At 63.7% G+C, this 14,699-nt stretch carries 24 protein-coding genes, 1 tRNA gene and 1 pseudogene; 8 read left to right on the top strand and 18 right to left on the bottom strand.

The features are described 5' to 3' along the window. Position 1: 1 nt before the first annotated feature. From B1756_RS01395 to B1756_RS01320, 16 genes are read right to left on the bottom strand one after another with little or no spacing between them, the layout of a single operon-like run. Positions 2-184, bottom strand: a complete 183-nt coding sequence (locus B1756_RS01395; RefSeq protein WP_086886925.1) for a 30S ribosomal protein S14 — start codon at positions 182-184, stop codon at positions 2-4. Next, positions 177-713 (bottom strand): 50S ribosomal protein L5, encoded by a 537-nt coding sequence (locus B1756_RS01390; protein WP_086886924.1) that lies wholly within the window; start codon positions 711-713, stop codon positions 177-179. Before B1756_RS01390 ends, B1756_RS01395 begins: the two co-directional genes overlap by 8 nt. Then, entirely contained in the window at positions 710-1,462 is a 753-nt protein-coding gene (locus B1756_RS01385) for a 30S ribosomal protein S4e (protein WP_086886923.1), read from the bottom strand. The genes B1756_RS01390 and B1756_RS01385 overlap by 4 nt, the downstream gene beginning before the upstream one ends. After that, the gene (gene rplX / locus B1756_RS01380) at positions 1,459-1,821 is read right to left on the bottom strand and encodes a 50S ribosomal protein L24 (protein WP_086886922.1); all 363 of its coding nucleotides are present in this window, start codon (positions 1,819-1,821) and stop codon (positions 1,459-1,461) included. The genes B1756_RS01385 and rplX overlap by 4 nt, the downstream gene beginning before the upstream one ends. Positions 1,822-1,825: 4 nt before the next feature. Beyond that, complete coding sequence (locus B1756_RS01375) at positions 1,826-2,224, bottom strand: 50S ribosomal protein L14 (protein WP_086886921.1); 399 nt, start codon at positions 2,222-2,224, stop codon at positions 1,826-1,828. Next, entirely contained in the window at positions 2,224-2,658 is a 435-nt protein-coding gene (locus tag B1756_RS01370; RefSeq protein WP_086886920.1) for a 30S ribosomal protein S17, read from the bottom strand. Before B1756_RS01370 ends, B1756_RS01375 begins: the two co-directional genes overlap by 1 nt. Further along, positions 2,649-3,104 (bottom strand): ribonuclease P protein component 1, encoded by a 456-nt coding sequence (locus B1756_RS01365; protein ID WP_086886919.1) that lies wholly within the window; start codon positions 3,102-3,104, stop codon positions 2,649-2,651. Before B1756_RS01365 ends, B1756_RS01370 begins: the two co-directional genes overlap by 10 nt. A 19-nt stretch (positions 3,105-3,123) precedes the next feature. Next, positions 3,124-3,339, bottom strand: a complete 216-nt coding sequence (gene rpmC / locus B1756_RS01360) for a 50S ribosomal protein L29 (protein ID WP_086886918.1) — start codon at positions 3,337-3,339, stop codon at positions 3,124-3,126. Then, a complete protein-coding gene (locus B1756_RS01355) occupies positions 3,339-4,310 on the bottom strand; it encodes a 30S ribosomal protein S3 (RefSeq protein ID WP_086886917.1) in 972 nt (323 codons plus the stop codon). Before B1756_RS01355 ends, rpmC begins: the two co-directional genes overlap by 1 nt. Next, on the bottom strand, positions 4,310-4,834 hold the full coding sequence (locus B1756_RS01350; RefSeq protein WP_086886916.1) for a 50S ribosomal protein L22: 525 nt from the start codon (positions 4,832-4,834) through the stop codon (positions 4,310-4,312). The genes B1756_RS01355 and B1756_RS01350 overlap by 1 nt, the downstream gene beginning before the upstream one ends. A gap of 7 nt (positions 4,835-4,841) precedes the next feature. Beyond that, positions 4,842-5,267 carry a 30S ribosomal protein S19 gene (locus tag B1756_RS01345; RefSeq protein ID WP_086886915.1) on the bottom strand — a complete coding sequence of 142 codons (426 nt, stop codon included), beginning with the start codon at positions 5,265-5,267 and terminating at the stop codon, positions 4,842-4,844. Next, positions 5,264-5,986: a 50S ribosomal protein L2 gene (locus B1756_RS01340; RefSeq protein ID WP_086886914.1), complete on the bottom strand. Its 723-nt coding sequence runs from the start codon at positions 5,984-5,986 to the stop codon at positions 5,264-5,266. Before B1756_RS01340 ends, B1756_RS01345 begins: the two co-directional genes overlap by 4 nt. After that, positions 5,987-6,241: a 50S ribosomal protein L23 gene (locus B1756_RS01335; protein WP_086886913.1), complete on the bottom strand. Its 255-nt coding sequence runs from the start codon at positions 6,239-6,241 to the stop codon at positions 5,987-5,989. Next, positions 6,238-6,990 (bottom strand): 50S ribosomal protein L4, encoded by a 753-nt coding sequence (gene rpl4p / locus B1756_RS01330; protein WP_086886912.1) that lies wholly within the window; start codon positions 6,988-6,990, stop codon positions 6,238-6,240. Before rpl4p ends, B1756_RS01335 begins: the two co-directional genes overlap by 4 nt. A gap of 3 nt (positions 6,991-6,993) precedes the next feature. Continuing rightward, the gene (locus tag B1756_RS01325) at positions 6,994-8,016 is read right to left on the bottom strand and encodes a 50S ribosomal protein L3 (RefSeq protein WP_086886911.1); all 1,023 of its coding nucleotides are present in this window, start codon (positions 8,014-8,016) and stop codon (positions 6,994-6,996) included. A gap of 4 nt (positions 8,017-8,020) precedes the next feature. Next, positions 8,021-8,917 (bottom strand): putative RNA uridine N3 methyltransferase, encoded by an 897-nt coding sequence (locus tag B1756_RS01320; protein WP_086886910.1) that lies wholly within the window; start codon positions 8,915-8,917, stop codon positions 8,021-8,023. A 283-nt stretch (positions 8,918-9,200) separates the two neighbouring features. On the opposite strand from B1756_RS01320, the gene B1756_RS01315 reads away from it, so the two are divergent. Next, positions 9,201-9,271, top strand: a tRNA-Gly gene (locus B1756_RS01315). A 258-nt stretch (positions 9,272-9,529) separates the two neighbouring features. On the opposite strand, the gene B1756_RS19505 is transcribed toward B1756_RS01315, so the two are convergent. Further along, a complete protein-coding gene (locus B1756_RS19505) occupies positions 9,530-9,700 on the bottom strand; it encodes a hypothetical protein (protein ID WP_186336486.1) in 171 nt (56 codons plus the stop codon). Between the two features lie 274 nt (positions 9,701-9,974). On the opposite strand from B1756_RS19505, the pseudogene B1756_RS01305 reads away from it, so the two are divergent. The 5 genes and pseudogenes from B1756_RS01305 to B1756_RS01285 all read left to right on the top strand — a co-directional run. Then, positions 9,975-10,319: pseudogene (locus B1756_RS01305) on the top strand (HalOD1 output domain-containing protein); the annotation flags it as partial. A gap of 285 nt (positions 10,320-10,604) precedes the next feature. After that, the gene (locus B1756_RS01300; RefSeq protein ID WP_086886908.1) at positions 10,605-10,934 is read left to right on the top strand and encodes an MTH1187 family thiamine-binding protein; all 330 of its coding nucleotides are present in this window, start codon (positions 10,605-10,607) and stop codon (positions 10,932-10,934) included. Between the two features lie 74 nt (positions 10,935-11,008). Then, positions 11,009-11,380 (top strand): 30S ribosomal protein S8e, encoded by a 372-nt coding sequence (locus B1756_RS01295; protein ID WP_086886907.1) that lies wholly within the window; start codon positions 11,009-11,011, stop codon positions 11,378-11,380. A 265-nt stretch (positions 11,381-11,645) separates the two neighbouring features. After that, positions 11,646-11,825 carry a DUF7836 family putative zinc-binding protein gene (locus B1756_RS01290; RefSeq protein WP_086886906.1) on the top strand — a complete coding sequence of 60 codons (180 nt, stop codon included), beginning with the start codon at positions 11,646-11,648 and terminating at the stop codon, positions 11,823-11,825. A 443-nt stretch (positions 11,826-12,268) separates the two neighbouring features. Beyond that, entirely contained in the window at positions 12,269-12,505 is a 237-nt protein-coding gene (locus tag B1756_RS01285; RefSeq protein WP_086886905.1) for a UPF0058 family protein, read from the top strand. Positions 12,506-12,683: 178 nt separating this feature from the next. On the opposite strand, the gene B1756_RS01280 is transcribed toward B1756_RS01285, so the two are convergent. Next, positions 12,684-13,175, bottom strand: coding sequence for a DUF555 domain-containing protein (locus B1756_RS01280; RefSeq protein WP_086886904.1), 492 nt, complete (start codon positions 13,173-13,175; stop codon positions 12,684-12,686). 167 nt (positions 13,176-13,342) lie between these two features. Here B1756_RS01280 and B1756_RS01275 point away from each other — a divergent pair, with 167 nt between their 5' ends. Both B1756_RS01275 and B1756_RS01270 read left to right on the top strand, forming a co-directional pair. Continuing rightward, on the top strand, positions 13,343-14,224 hold the full coding sequence (locus B1756_RS01275) for a DNA-3-methyladenine glycosylase family protein (protein WP_086886903.1): 882 nt from the start codon (positions 13,343-13,345) through the stop codon (positions 14,222-14,224). A gap of 180 nt (positions 14,225-14,404) precedes the next feature. Continuing rightward, positions 14,405-14,680 (top strand): acylphosphatase, encoded by a 276-nt coding sequence (locus B1756_RS01270; RefSeq protein ID WP_086886902.1) that lies wholly within the window; start codon positions 14,405-14,407, stop codon positions 14,678-14,680. Positions 14,681-14,699: the final 19 nt, after the last annotated feature.

Here is a 14,699-nt window from a genome sequence, read left to right as displayed (position 1 = left end):
GTTATCGGTACTTCTTGAATCCCATGTCGCGGGCGATCTCGCGGAAGCACTGCCGACAGAGGTTGATGTCGTACTTGCCGACCAGCCCCTGCTTGCGGCCACAGCGCTGGCAGGCCTCGATCTGGCCCGTGCGCTTTGCGGCGTGCTCGCCCGTCTGTTCTGTTTCAGTTTCGCTCTCACTCATCGTCCGTGCCCTCCACGGTGACGTCGAAGGCCGCCTCGAGGAAGCGAATCGCGTCCTCGGGGGTCAGTCGGTGTCTCGACGGAATCGATCGCGTCGCCTTGTCTCGCTTGGTGACGCGGTAGCCCGGACGCACCAGGTTGACGGTGACGTCCAGCCCGTAGATCCCGACGGTCGGGTCGTACTCCTGGCTGGGGAACTCGGTGTGCTCTTCGATACCGAAGCTGAAGTTCCCGGTATCGTCGAACTGGTTCGCCGAGATGTCCGCGAGCGGCAGTGCCGTCTCGAGGAAGTCGTAGGCGTCGTCGCCACGGAGCGTGACCTTCGTCCCGATCGGGTCACCCTGACGGATGCCGAAGTCCGGTTCGGTCCGCTTTGCGAGGGTTCGGACGCTCTGCTGGCCGGTGACGTCCTGGATGATGTCCTCGGCGTGACCGAGTTCACGACCACCCTGACCGACGCCCATGTGGACGACGACCTTCTCGACGCGCGGTTCGCGCATCTCGTGGAAGCCGGTATCTGCCTCGCTCATTCGTCGTCACCTCCGTCGCTCGCGGGTTCACCGCTCGTGTCTTCCGAAGAGGAGTCCTCGCCAGTGAAGTTCTCGTCGATCACGACGACGTAGTCTTCGACCGTCTCGAAGTCTCCGTCCTCGGTGGAGACACCGACGATGTTCGGGCCGCTGCCCGGGGTGACGTCGATGCGCTCGAGGTCACCGATCTTGCCGCCGTGGTTGCCACGGACGGCGGTGACGAGTGCACCTTCCTCGTAGGGGAAGTGTGCGACGATCGATTTGTCGTCGTTGTCGACGACGATCGAGTCGTTGGAGCTGTACTCCGAACCATCTTCGATGACGACGTTCGTGCCGTCGTGGAGAGTCAGCTGCGTGTCGCCGCCGGGAACCTGCTGTTTGCCCTCGATCTTGCCGAGGCGGCTGCTGGCTGCGTCGGCGTCGATCTCGGTCAGCGAGAGGCGGCCACCCTCGTCGGGGAAGACGCGGTAGTACTCCTCGCGGCCGGGGAACGCCAGGATGTCGAACATCCCGATCGGTCGGCGCTCGTCGTTGATCGGCTGGCCGTTGACGAGGATCGCGTCCTCGCTCAGGGCGTATCGTGCTTCCTTGGTCGAGTCGACGTAGCCGAGGACGTCCCGAAGCAGGACGACCAGTGGTACGCCGTCTTCGCCGTGCGGGCCGGCACCGGCCTTGACGGTGAAGACGTCGGTCTTCCGTTCGACCGGCCAGGACTTCGGTACCGACAGTCGTTTCTGGTGTTTCGTCATTCGTTGTCACCTCGTTCCTCGAGGCGCGCCTCACGACGGTCGTCCGAGAGGTCGAGATCCGTGATACGGACGTTCGAGGCGTCGACCGGTCGCGGCACTTCTTCGCCGTCTGCGGTCTCGACCGTCACGTCTTCGACGTGGATCACGCCGTCTTGCAGGTCGACGCGGAGAACCTCGCCGTCCTGTCCGGCGTGGTCACCGCGAAGGACCTCGACGGTGTCGCCCGCGTTGACGCGAGTACGACGGGTGCCGTACTCCTCGCGGAGCTCTTCGGACAGCGTCGCGTGTAGCTGCGTTCCGCGCTGGTGCAGCGGTGCGCGCTCCGTCTGGGTTCGCTGTTTGCGTGGTTGCTTGCTCATGATTCTAGACGATCATCGTCGCGGTCGAGGCGATCGCACCGAAGCGTTCGGCGACTTCGCGCGCGATCGGGCCCTTGATTTCCGTCCCGCGGGGCTCTTCGTTCTCGTCGATGATGACGGCCGCATTGTCCTCGAACTTCAGGCGCGTGCCATCGGGCCGGCGGACCGATTTCCGCTGGCGGATGACGACGGCCTCGAGAACCTGACGGCGCATCTCGGGGGTACCCTTCGTCACCGAGACGGTGACCTTGTCACCGAGACCCGCCTTCGGCTGGCGGTTCTTGGTGCCGTGGTAGCCCGAGACGCTGATGATCTTCAACTCGCGTGCGCCGGTGTTGTCGGCACACGTGACGAGCGAGCCCTTCTTCAGGCCCTGCGTGACGTCGGCTTTCATCGCCTCCATCACTGATCACCCTCGTCTTCGCCTGCAAGGTCCTCGGCAGACAGCTGCGGGTCCGGCTCTGCATCGCCGGTCAGTTCCGCAACGTCGGCTGCCGTTGCCTCTTCTGTTACTTCGACGACCACGTGCGATTTCGTCTTCGACAGTGGTCGGGTCTCTGCGATCTTGACCGTGTCACCGACCGAGAGCGGCTCGAGCACGCCCGGCACGTGTGCCGGAATGCGCGAGCGACGTTTCATGTACCGGTCGTACTTCGGTACGGCAACGTCGTACTCTCGCTCGACGACCACGGTCTTGTCCATGTCCGTCGAGACGACGGTCCCCTCGAGGATCTGGCCTCGAACGGGAAGCTCGCCGTAGAACGGACACTTCTCGTAGTCGTATTCCTCCGGGTTCTCTGGTTCCGGAGGGGTGTCAACGTCTAGTCCTATTGCCATGGTGAATCACCTGACGTTTCGGTTCGTCGGGCAGGTTGTGAGAGCAGTCGTGATCCATCGACCGTAACGTAGGCTACGTTCTCGCCAGCGACGTGGCAACGATCCCCATCGGAATCGTCCCCACGATAGCCGGCGGCGTCGCCGCCGGCTCGGTCCGACTCGTCCGATTTGGACGAATCGGGTTGAGTGTCGGCCAGTTTGAACGCAGTCCCCGACTCCTTCTCGAAGTCGGCGGCGTCATCTGTGATCGCGAACTCGAATACTGTGCCCGATTTTGGAACCGTGACGACCCGGGACTCCCCGTACAGCTCGACGTCGAGGGTCTTTGCCGTCTCGCGGACGACGCGACCCTCGAGACCGACCCGACCGTCGTCGTCACTCTCGACGACGCGGACGGGAAGTCCGATGAGTTCGTGACGGGGGAGTGTTTCGGGTGTCAGCGGCATTATCGTGTTCTATCGTTCGTTATTCGTCGTCCTCGAAGTCGCCCTCTTCTCGCTGGATCGTCTTGATCCGAGCGATGGTGCGACCGAGTTCGCCGATGCGACCCGGATTCTCCGGGGCACCACCGGCTGCGAGGACGGACTGCGAGTTCAGCAACTCAGTCTCGAGTTCCTCGAGTTCCTCCTCGCGCTCTGCGGGCGTCATGTCGCGGATCTCCTCGACGTGAAGGATCGCCATCAGGCATCACCCTCCTCGTCTTCGGATTCGTCGTCGTCCGCTTCAGCCTCCTCGTCCCCGTCGTCGTCCGCTTCCATTTCAGCGACGAGTTCTTCGGCTTCCGCTTCGACGTCCTCCTCGAGTTCGTCGAGGTCCTCTTCGATCGGCGACTCGTCGGGGGTCTCGACGTCCTCGTCGTCCCCGACCTCTTCTTCGATGACCTCCTCGACGACTTCCTCGTCGACGTCGGTCTCGACGGCCTCCTCGGCGGCGGCCGCTTCGCCCTCGTCGGCGGCGGCAGCCGCCTCGGGTTCTTCGGGCTCGCCCTCGAGCAACTCTTCGACGCCTTCGGCCTCGTTGGCCTCGACGGCGTCGGGGACGAGTTCCTCTGGGTCGGCGTCGTCGTGGATGCGGAAGTCGTCTGGCAGTTCGGCGTTCGGTGGGATGATCTTCACCGTCACGCCGATCGTGCCGAGTTTCATGACGGCGACGCCCTGACCCTCGTCGACGATCTCTTCGGCGGGCTCACCGTTGTGCTTGATGTAGCCGCGGTTGAACTTCTCTACGCGCGAGCGGGCGCCCGTGACCTTCCCGGAGAGGACGATCTCGGCACCCAGCGCGCCTGACTCCATGATCCGGTCGATCGTGGTGTGTCCGGCCTTCCGGAAGTACCAGCCACGCTCGAGTGCGTTGGCCAGTCGATCCGCAACGATGCGTGCGTTGAGGTCGGGTTCGTTGACCTCCTGCACGTCGATCTGTGGGTCCTCGAGGTCGAATTTCTCCTCGAGGGCGGTCGTCACTTTCCGGATGTTCTCGCCGCCTTTGCCGATGACCATCCCCGGCTTCTCTGCCTTGAGGACGATCTGGGTTCCCATCGGCGTCTTGGCGACGTCCATACCACCGTAGCCTGCACGGCCGAGTTCTTCCTCGAAGAACTCGTCGATCTGGGACCGTTGCAGGCCGTTCTCGATGAATTGGTGTTCGTCAGCCATCAGTTGTCACCCTCCTCGTCCTCGTCGTCGAGGTCCGCGTCGTCGTCGGCCGCTTCCTCGTAGGTGTCGTCGACGTCCTCGACGACGATCTCGACGTCGACTTCGGGCGTGTTCCACGCCGTCGCTCGCCCCATCGCGCGGGGCTTGCGACCGACCGACTCGCCGACCTTGTGGGCGGCGAGGTGAACGATCTCCATCGACTCGCCCTCGAAGCCCTGGTGCTCTGCGTTGGACTGGACGTTCTCGAGCAAGTCGAGGAACGCCTCGGAGGCCTTTTCGGGGTACTTGCCAGCGTCCCAGCCGTCGATGTCCGAGCGGTGCCCGGCACCGGTGTTGTGGGACTTGAACGGAATGGACCGTTCGCCGGCCAGCACGGCCTCGAGATACTCCTGGGCGTCGCCGACGGTTCGGCCGCGGAGTTCGCGAGCGATCTCCTTGCTGTGCTTGTGGCTCATGGGACGCTCCCGGAGCATCGCCTTGGCGGTGGTGTCCGGGTCCGCGTCGACTGAGTAGTTGATTCCCATGCGTTGATCACTTCAGTGGCACGAACTTCGACGATCGGGTCGCACCGATACCTGCCTGTCCGTGCGTCACAGACGAGCGAGTCATCTGGAACTCGCCGAGGTAGTGGCCGATCATCTCCGGTTCGACTTTCACGCGGCCGAACTCCTGGCCGGTGTAGACGGCGAAGGTGATGCCGACGAACTCCGGCAGGACGGGCATGTCCCGCAGGTGCGTTCGAATCGGCGAGTTCGCCGTCTGCTCTTCGTCGGCGTCTCGAGCCTTCTCGAGGAGCTTCTGATGTTCGACGGAGAGACCGCGTTCGATGGTTCGCCGCTGGCGAGCGGGCAACAGTTCCGCGACTTCCTCGAGCTCCATATCCTGCAGCTCCTCGACCGTGTAGCCGCGGTAGGTGAACTCCTCACCCTCGCGGCCGGTTCTGTACTCCTGACTCATTTGTTTCCACCTCGACCGGTTCGTCGGGAGGAGATGTCACCCACTTTCCGTCCCGGCGGAGCGTTCCGCGAGACGGACTTGGGTTTGCCGGGGTGCTGGCGACCGCCGCCACCGAAGGGGTGGTCGACGGCGTTCATCGCCACACCGCGGACGCGGGGCCACTTGCTGCCCCGGGCGCGCATCTTGTGGTACTTGTTCCCTGCCTTGACGATCGGCTTCTCGGTGCGGCCGCCACCGGCGACCACGCCGATGGTGGCGCGACACTGCGGATCGAGGCGCTTGACCTCGCCGCTTGGCAGCTGGACGACCGCGGCGTTGCGGTCGTGGGTGATCAGGTCCGCGTTGACGCCCGAGGCGCGGGCGAACTTGCCGCCGTCGCCCGGGTTGGCCTCGACGTTACAGACCGGGACCCCTTCCGGGATCTCCGCGAGCGGGAGCGTGTTGCCCGGCTTGATCTCGGCGCTGACGCCGACCTGAATTTCTTCGCCCACGCGCACGCCCTCGGGTGCGAGGACGAGGCGCTGCTCGCCGTCGTCGAACTCGACGGCGGCGATCGGCGCCGATCGCGCGGGGTCGTGTTCGATGTCGACGATCTCGCCACGGACGACGTCGTCGTCGCCTTCTTTCTTGTGGTCGAGTGTGGCCTTGTAGCGGTGCGATGGTGCGCGGAACGTGGGTGTGCCGCGCCCTCGTCGCTGTCCGAGAATGCGTCGTCCCATCTAGAACACCCCGATTCGCGAGGCGACTTCCTGGGCGTCGTCGTCTTCGGACAGCTTGACGGTCGCCTTCTTTTTGCCCTTCATTGTCAGTTGCGTGTTGACGTTGTCGACGCCAACGTCGAAGCGCTCCTCGACTGCCTCGGCGATCTCCGGTTTGGTGGCATCCGGGTTGACGAGGAACTGGAGCTTGTTCTCGAAGTCCATGTCGTTCATCGCCTTCTCGGTCACCAGCGGGTGTTCGATGATTCCGCTCATCGGTCTGCCACCTCCTCGAGTGCGCTTTCGGTCCAGACGGTCAGTCGACCCGGCTGCGTACCGGGTGCGAGGTCCTCTGCGTTGACTTCTGCGGCCGTCACGACGTCCGCGCCGGCGAGGTTTCGTGCCGCGCGGGACGGCCCGCTCTCGCTCGAGGTCACGAAGAGGATCGACGTCGGCGTCTTGTACTTCCGGCCACGGGCTTTCCCCTGGCCCGATCGGACGCTCCGACCGTCGTCTGCGCGTTCGATGTCGGCGTAGAGGCCGGCAGCCTCGAGGAAGGAGACGACCTCCTTCGTCTTCTCGAGGGATTCGAACTCGTCGTCGACGACGACGGGGACGTCCGTGTCCTCGTCGAACTCGTGGCCGCGATCGGCGACGAGGTCGGCGTCGGTCGTCGCAGCGATGGCGCTGCGGACGGCCAGTTTCTTCTCTTTCGTGTTGATCGATTCCGACCAGTCCTTTTCGGCTTTCGGCGGGTGGGCCTTGCGTCCCTTGATCGTCTGGGGAACGCGGCGACCGCGTCCGTTCTGTCGGGGGACGTGAGCCATCCCGCGGCCGCTACCGAACGACTCGGCCGGCGTTCGCATGCCGGCGAACTCGTCGGCACCGTAGTCCTGTTTTCGGTTGGCCTGGGCGACGCGCACGGCGCGGGCGATCAGGTCGGGCCGGAAGTCGGTCTCGAAGACCGACGGGAGCTCGACCGTGCCCGCGTCGTCGCCGTCCAGGTCTCGTACTGTTGCTTCCATGGTTTAGCCCTGGTTGGATGCGGTGGAGACGTACCGGACCTCGGGGTCGAGGCGCGGCTGGTCTCCGGGTCGGATCGCCGGGCGGAAGCGCACGAGGCGCTTGTTCGGCCCGGGGAGCGAGCCCTTGATCAGCGCGTGCGGTCCGTCGACTTCGCCGTAGTTGACGAAGCCGCCGTCGACCGTCGCGTCGTCGCCGTCGCCGATGTCGACGAGGCGCTTGTTCAGTTCCGTCCGCTGGTGATAGCCGGTCTGACCCTGCTGGGGCACGGTCGACCGGACGCGGGACGGATTCCAGGGACCGAGGTTGCCGATGCGGCGGCGCCATCCCTGCCGGGCGTGTTTGCCCTTGCGCTTCTGGACGCCCCACCGCTTGACGGGGCCCTGGGTCCCTTTCCCTTTCGTGACGCCGCTTGCGTCGACGTACTCGCCGGCGCGGAACACGTCGTTCATGACGTGGGCCCCACCGTCGGCTTCGAGCAGCTCGAGGCCGTAGTCGACGCGCTCTTCGACGGATCCACCGCCGATGCGCGTCTCCATCACGTCCGGTTTCTTCTTCGGCACCGAGGGAACCTCGGCGGGAACCGTGTGCGTGATGGCACGAACGTCGTCGACGCGACCCTCTTCGAGGTGGCCACGGAGTTCGTCCGCGGCGGCGTCTGCGTCGTAGTCATCACCGGGGGTGTCGAGGACGCGCTCGAGGTCGTCGTCGACCTCGTCGGTCCAGACGTCGGTGACCGGCGTCATGCCGTATGGCGTTTCTTCGTACGCTCGCAGGGCGACCGCGCGCATCGGCGGCGTCTCCACGATCGTCACGGGGACGGTCGTCTCCATCCCCTCGGTCGGCGAGTTTGCGGTATCGTCGACCATGACGACGTGGGTCATGCCGGCCTTGTAGCCCGCGAAGCCCTGTAGCGTCGGCTGTCCGTCGTCGTCCGGCCACGAGTTGAAGCGTGGGACCTCGCTGGTCGCACGCTGTCGTGGGCCGAACCCGAGTGAGCCTTTGCGTGGTGCGTTTTTCTGTGGCATTCTATCACGCTCTCAGTGAGAGGGACGCGAGGGTGGCGAACAGAGCCTCCTCCGTTCGCACGACCTCGCTTCCCTGATCGGGTACCGTGTTCAGCCAGAGGTCGAACCCCGTCGCCGGATCGGCTGTGGGTTCGACTCCGTCCCCGGGAGCCGACGGGTCTGCGTCGTCGTCCCCGCTGGACGACGCCGCGATGGCCGACGCCTCGATGCCGAGGATGTCAGGCAGTCCTCTCTCGGGCGAACCGAACGCGACGGTCATCCCGTCTCGCTCGATGCGTCCGGCCAGCGGCTCGAGTCGTCCGACGGTGAGTTGCTCACCGAATCGGGACGACGCGATTCGAACGCCGGCGTCCTCACGGCCGAGTGCTGCCTGGAGGTCCGTCCGCTCGACCGACAGCCCCGGGAGGGGCTCGTCGACGAGTTTCGCCCGGACCGGTCGTCGCGAAGAGATCCTGACTGTCACGCGCTCTCCCTCCTCGAGCGCCATTTCTGGCGGCACGTTGAGGGAGATCGGGTGTTGCAAGCCGCAATTGACCCGGACGCGATGATCAGGTCCGACCTCGGTCACGATCCCTTGTCTTGTCGACCCCGAACCGTCCGATTCGGAGCCGGTCTGTGACGTGGCGCGGAGCGGCGGCAGGATGCCCGCGTACTCCAGTTCGTCCCGCTTGTCCCACGCCTCGTTGCGGAGGTATGGGGGCGTCGCGGCGTACCGCAACACGGTTTCGACGAACCCGCCGTCGAATCGCCCGGTTTCGCCGTCCCGGTCGGGAAAGACGATCAGGCGATCTGCCCGGAAGATCGTCGCCGCGCGGGCGACGTATCCGAGTTTGCGAGTTGCCTCGCGTTTGTCCTCGGCTTCCCGGGTGAGCGACGACGGCACGAGCACGCTGACGGTCATGCCGTAACGCTTCGGCGCCGCGTCACTAGACTGTAGCGATGTGTTGCCGACAGGGTCTTAAAAGGATAGCGGAATCGATTGCGGCTGTGACGCCCTCACACCCTCGTTTTCGTGCAATTGAGACGCACTCTCACACTCGAGAACTGGTACGTGAATTCTCGGGGTGAACGTGTCGGCCGAGAATCGTGAGACGGCGCTGGCTTTGGGGTGGGTGCACGTAGCGAACCGCCTCCGATTCGCAACCCTTATACATCTCTCCCGGAGTAGAGTAAAGTGCAGCAGGGCGCTGGTAGTGTAGTGGTATCACGTGACCTTGCCATGGTCACAACCTGGGTTCAAATCCCAGCCAGCGCATTTCTGTCGCGAACGACTCCGTGAGCGACAGAAATCGAATCTGGATTTGAACGAGAGAAGTCACAGCCCGGGAGCGAAGTGAGTGACCCGGAACGTCTTCGCGTTGTTCAAATCCCAGCCAGCGCTTTTTCGAGGAGTCGGGGTCCAGGAGAGTGTTACAGATACCAGAGCGAACGCCTCGGCCGTCACCAGCACGAGTACCGTCTGGCTCTCGTTCTATCTGTGGGAGTCGATCGACGGCGAAAAGACCGGAGCCGGCTAACAGAAGTACACCCAGACGGTGTGGTCGTTCGAACACTCGAGTGTGGTGTACTCGCCGTAGGCAGCCCGGTAGGGTCTGGGTTTCGGTTCTACGTCCTCGTCTGGGACCGGTGTGGTGACGTCGTCACCGCACGTCGGGCACGCGATCCGCCGTTTCACTCGTTGCATGGTCCCGCATTGGACGTATATCATGGACGATCATGAAATTTCGTCGTCGTCAGCTGATAGATTCCTCGTTGCTCTGGAATGCAGGGGACCTCCAGCGTCCAAACTGGAGTAGGTGGGTCCTGAAACGGCCGAATGAACCCTCTATCGCCGCATTCCTGGTGTCTGGGAAACCGACGTGCTGCAGCGACAGTCTGGGATGTCAACACGTACCAGTCCGATTCACTTTTATACGAAAGCGGGTTACGGACGGTAGACGCCCAGCGTATCGCCACCAATGCAAACGGATTTGTCACCAACGGACGGCACGAACGGTCCCCGGTATGACCAGGCTAACGACCGCTACGTCTTCCGTCACGATCCGGACGGGACGGCGACGATAACGACGACCATCGTGCACGCGCTCGCCTCGATTGCGGACACGGACGTCTCTCAGGGCGAGTTCTCGCTGTACGACAGCGTCGACCCAGACGCTCTCGAGCGGCTGTTCGCCCCGAAAGCGGACGGCAGCCCACGAACGGGTGGACACGTCGCGTTCACCGCCCTCGATCACGAGGTCTACGTCTACGCGAACGGCGACGTGATCATCTATCCACCGGCACAGCCGGGTGGACGCGGCGTGACGAAGGCGAATCTCGAGGCCGACTACGACCGCGAAAGCGGGCCAGAGCGCCAACCCGACGTAGATTCGGGTGCCGGTCGAGACACCGATGCGGACCTCGATCGGTCGAATTGACGCGGTCAGGTATCCTTCTCGAGGCGCGTCGAGCGCGCGTCCCCACCGACCGCTCGAGGGCCGGCCTTGCGACCGCGTCGTTTCCCAGCGGCTGTTCCGATCGTGGCGTCCCCGAGGCTCGTTCTCCGGCGCGCCAGAAGTGACTTACAGGAGACCGTCTCAGTGTTCTCCATGTCGGTAATCGCATTGCTGAGCGTTGCCCCGGTGATCGAGGACAGTATGGCCGGGGAGGTCGCAAAGGCCGTGGACGCACTCGAGGAATACGACGTCGAGTACGAGACGAATCCCATGGGAACGGTGATCGAGGCAGAAGAGATCGGTGAACTGTTCGCCGCAGCCCAGGCCGCCCACGAGGCCGTCGACGCCGACCGCGTCAGCACCGTGTTGAAGATCGACGACAAGCGAGCACGCGAGACGACCGGTGGAGAGAAAGTCGAAGCCGTCGCCGAAGAGCTGGGGCGAGCCCCGAGCAGTGACACGCCCTCGAGCGACGACCGCTGAGTGGACGGGCCAGCCCTGCGACAGGAGCGATCGGAAAGCGTGCATTCAAGTATTGGCCCGACCGTTCTGGGAGTATGCAAGACCAGGGACGCTCCACGCGCAAGCGTACCGGCGGCCGACTGACGAACGTCCGAAAGCGACGCAAGAACGAACTCGGTCGACTTCCGACCGAGACGGAAGTCGGCGAGCCCCGCTTCCGGACCGTCGACGTCCGCGGGAACGACACGAAGACCCGTGCCCTCGCGACGAACGTGGCAAGCATCAACGCCGGCGACGAGACCGTCTCCGCCGAGATCGAGAACGTCGTCGAAAACGACGCCAACCCCAACTACGTCCGCCGAAACATCATCACCAAGGGCGCGATCATCGAGACCTCCGAAGGTCGCGCACGCGTCACCTCCCGACCCGGCCAGACCGGTCAGGTCAACGCCGTCTCGCTCGAGTGAACTGATCGAATCGTTCTCCTGCACTCGAACGACAGCTATAGTAGCCACTGCACGTCAGTGCACACCTGATCGCCAGACGAATCGGCGATCAGTGTGTGAATCGTTGCAGTTGTTGCAATATGCGGGTTGCTGTCCGTCGACGTCGGTGACCAGCGGGCAGGTCCCGGAGACGCGGGTAGATGGTGGTACGATCCCGTTCGGCCGGCGACGACCACGGGACAGTTCCGAGGCAACGTTTTTGGCCTATCCCGTGCAAGTCAGTAGCATGGATGAAACGACCGTCCAACTGTTGTGTCCCGAATGTGGGAAGAACTGGCAGACCTCTCCCGGCGAGTTGCCGGCTTCGGCCGAGATGTTCCACTGTCCGAACTGTCACGCGAGTCGGCGGACGGCCGAATTCATGCGGACCGATCGCGACCTCCAGACGCTGAAACAACTCGGCTGACTCGAGTCCGACCGGATCTCGAGTGTGGCGGGTTGATCGTCGGTGGTCGATCGAGCGTATTTTCCACAGTGTGCCGAGTTCACACCAGTGGCTCGGCCACGACCCGGAACCGGCATCCTGTCGAACCGTTTTTCAAACTGGCTGGTTCTGGATCGCGGTTGCCGTAATCGGCGCCAGATAACGAGTGGCTATTCGTCGGTAACATCCCTGTAACAGTTCGTTGGTGGATGTAATCACGGTCTAGTGCTCTCCTGGACATCCGCTTGAACGGTGTATCAGGCCTGCTACCCGTCGATATGGCCTGCCTGTAAACAGTTACATCTCGATAATCGTACGAATTCGATCGTCCCGAAAACAGGACTGTCAGGCCGTCAGAAGCAGGTCGTGTGGTAACGAGACTCAAGATAATAATATAACCCTGCAGTGGGTACAACTGCATGCCTATGAAGAAGCAGGAGCTCATCCACCTTCACGGCCTTCTCGCCGAAGTATCGAACCAGTGTTCGGAGTGGGAAAACTGCCAGATCGACCTCGAAGAGTACGAATCGCTCGGAATTCGACCCACATCGATCCACAAATCGAAAACTGATCACAAAGCAGCTGTTTTCGCACTCGCTGGCGGCATCACGGCGAACATGCGCGAAGGTGAGCAGGAAGCCGTCGCCGCTACTGCCGACTGAACGACTCGCAGGATCCTCCGGACGTACTACAACCACCCACTGGCGAGGCTGTCTGCAGGCCGTGAAACCACGAGTTCCTGCTGGCTACCGGGATCAGACGAAACGCCTGAATTGCGCTAAATCGACCCGAACGGTCCGAAACGGACCTTTACCGTTTTCCTGCTACGGTTCCGAGTAATTACTCCACCAGATCTTCGAACTCGGGGAGAATCTCCTCGTCGTCGTCACTCCCACCCTCGTCGTCGACGTCGTCAACCGATTCCGTATCGTCGAACTCGAGGTCCTCGTCTTCGTCGTCCGTGTCGTCGGTCGCTGTCTCGTCTTCGTCGTCCTCGTCTTCGATGACGTCGACCTGTTTGACCTCGAGCGGGATATTCTCGAGTCGCTGGCCGATCTCCTTGCGAGCGATGCGGGAGGCGTGTTCCTCGCGTTCGACGTTGAACACGGTCATCTCGAGTTCGAGTGCGACGAGCGCTTCGTCGGCGGCGATGAACGCGGGGGGAAGTTCCTCTCCCGATGGAGAGGTACGCTTGCCCATGTTAATCTCGACGTAGTTTAAGTCAGGGTTCAACATCTCTCCGGTCTTCGAGATGGCGATGCGGATCGCCTCGTCTTCCGTCTCAACGTCGAACACCGGCACGGCTGCTTCGACGACAACCCTGCAGTTCATACGTGAACATTCGACGGCCTACAGTATCAAGGTTCGCCTGATTCGCACCGAGGCCTCCCGTGAACCCCGTCCCGGGGGGTGACGTGGTGATCGGCGCTCGCTGATCCCCTCCTGACCCGGGCGCGCGTTCGAAAGGCAAAAGCCCGCCCCGGCGAAGACACGAGCGAATGGAGACCGGCGCACTCTCGATTGCGGATCTCTCTGGCGGCCTCGACCTCTACCGGACCCTCGAGAGCGGCCAGACGTACCTGTGGCGACGCAGCGACGGCGCGATGTACGGTGGTGAACCAGCTCCCGGTGGGTGGTACTCGACGGTCGTCGACGACGAGGTCGTCCGGGTGCGTCAGCACGACGGCCTCCTCGAGTGGGAATCGACGACAGATGCCGCTCCACTGGTCCGCCGGCTGTTGCGCCTCGACGACGACCTCGAGGCCATCGCAGCGGCTGCTCCCGACGACTCACTGGTCCGGGAGAGCTATGGAGCTCACGAGGGGATGCGGCTGGTCGAGGACGACCCGTTCGGCTGCCTGATCTCCTTTATCTGCTCGGCACAGATGCGCGTCAGCCGAATCCACGGAATGGTGTCGACGCTCGCCAGCGAGTACGGCGACGCCGTCGCGTTCGACGGGGAGACCTACTACGCCTTCCCGACTCCCGACCAGCTCGCGGCGGCGACCGAGGCGGAACTCAGAGACCTCGGACTCGGCTATCGAGCACCCTACGTCGTCAGGACAGCTGAGATGGTCACCGACGGCGAAGCCCACCCGGCTGAAGCCCGGGACCTCGAGTACGAGGCGGCCCGGGAGTACCTCACCCAGTTCGTCGGCGTGGGCGACAAGGTCGCCGACTGCGTGTTGCTGTTCTCGCTGGGATTCGACGAGGCCGTTCCCCTCGATACCTGGATCAGGTCGGCGATCGAGGAGTACTACCCCGACTGCGACCGGGGGAACTACGCCGAGACCTCGCGCGCGATCCGCGAGCGACTCGGGGGCGAGTACGCCGGCTACGCCCAGACGTACCTTTTCCATCATCTTCGAACGGGTGAGTGAGCCGCCGTTTCTTGCACCGCAGGTCTCGAGCGACGAGTGTCTCTCGAGCCGGTAGCACGGTCGAGGGAAGGGGGAGGGGGGTACGTCGCGTGTGTAACTCTCGCACGACGAGTGTATGCCGAGCGACAGACACACGTCAGACGAACGGGGTTTTTGGTGGTCGACACTGACCACTCGCGTATGGCAGACCGTACCCGCGCACACGTCTTCGTCTCCGGGAAGGTACAGGGCGTCTACTACCGCGCGACGACTCGCGACACGGCTCGAGAGGCGGGCGTCGACGGCTGGGTGAAGAACCTCGCGGACGGTCGCGTCGAGGCGGTCTTCGAGGGCCCCGAAGACGCCGTCGAGTCGATGGTCGAGTGGTGTCACGAGGGGAGTCCGGCCGCAGACGTCGACGACGTCGAAGTCGAGTTCGAGGACCCACAGGGCGAAGACGGGTTCGAGATCGGGTAGGAGAGCAGGCGGCTCGAGT

Origin of the sequence: Natrarchaeobaculum aegyptiacum, from assembly GCF_002156705.1 — an archaeon.
In the GTDB taxonomy this organism is placed as follows: Archaea; Halobacteriota; Halobacteria; order Halobacteriales; family Natrialbaceae; genus Natrarchaeobaculum; species Natrarchaeobaculum aegyptiacum.
Note: the sequence above shows the minus strand (reverse complement) of the source record. Positions and strands in the feature narration are given on the sequence as shown.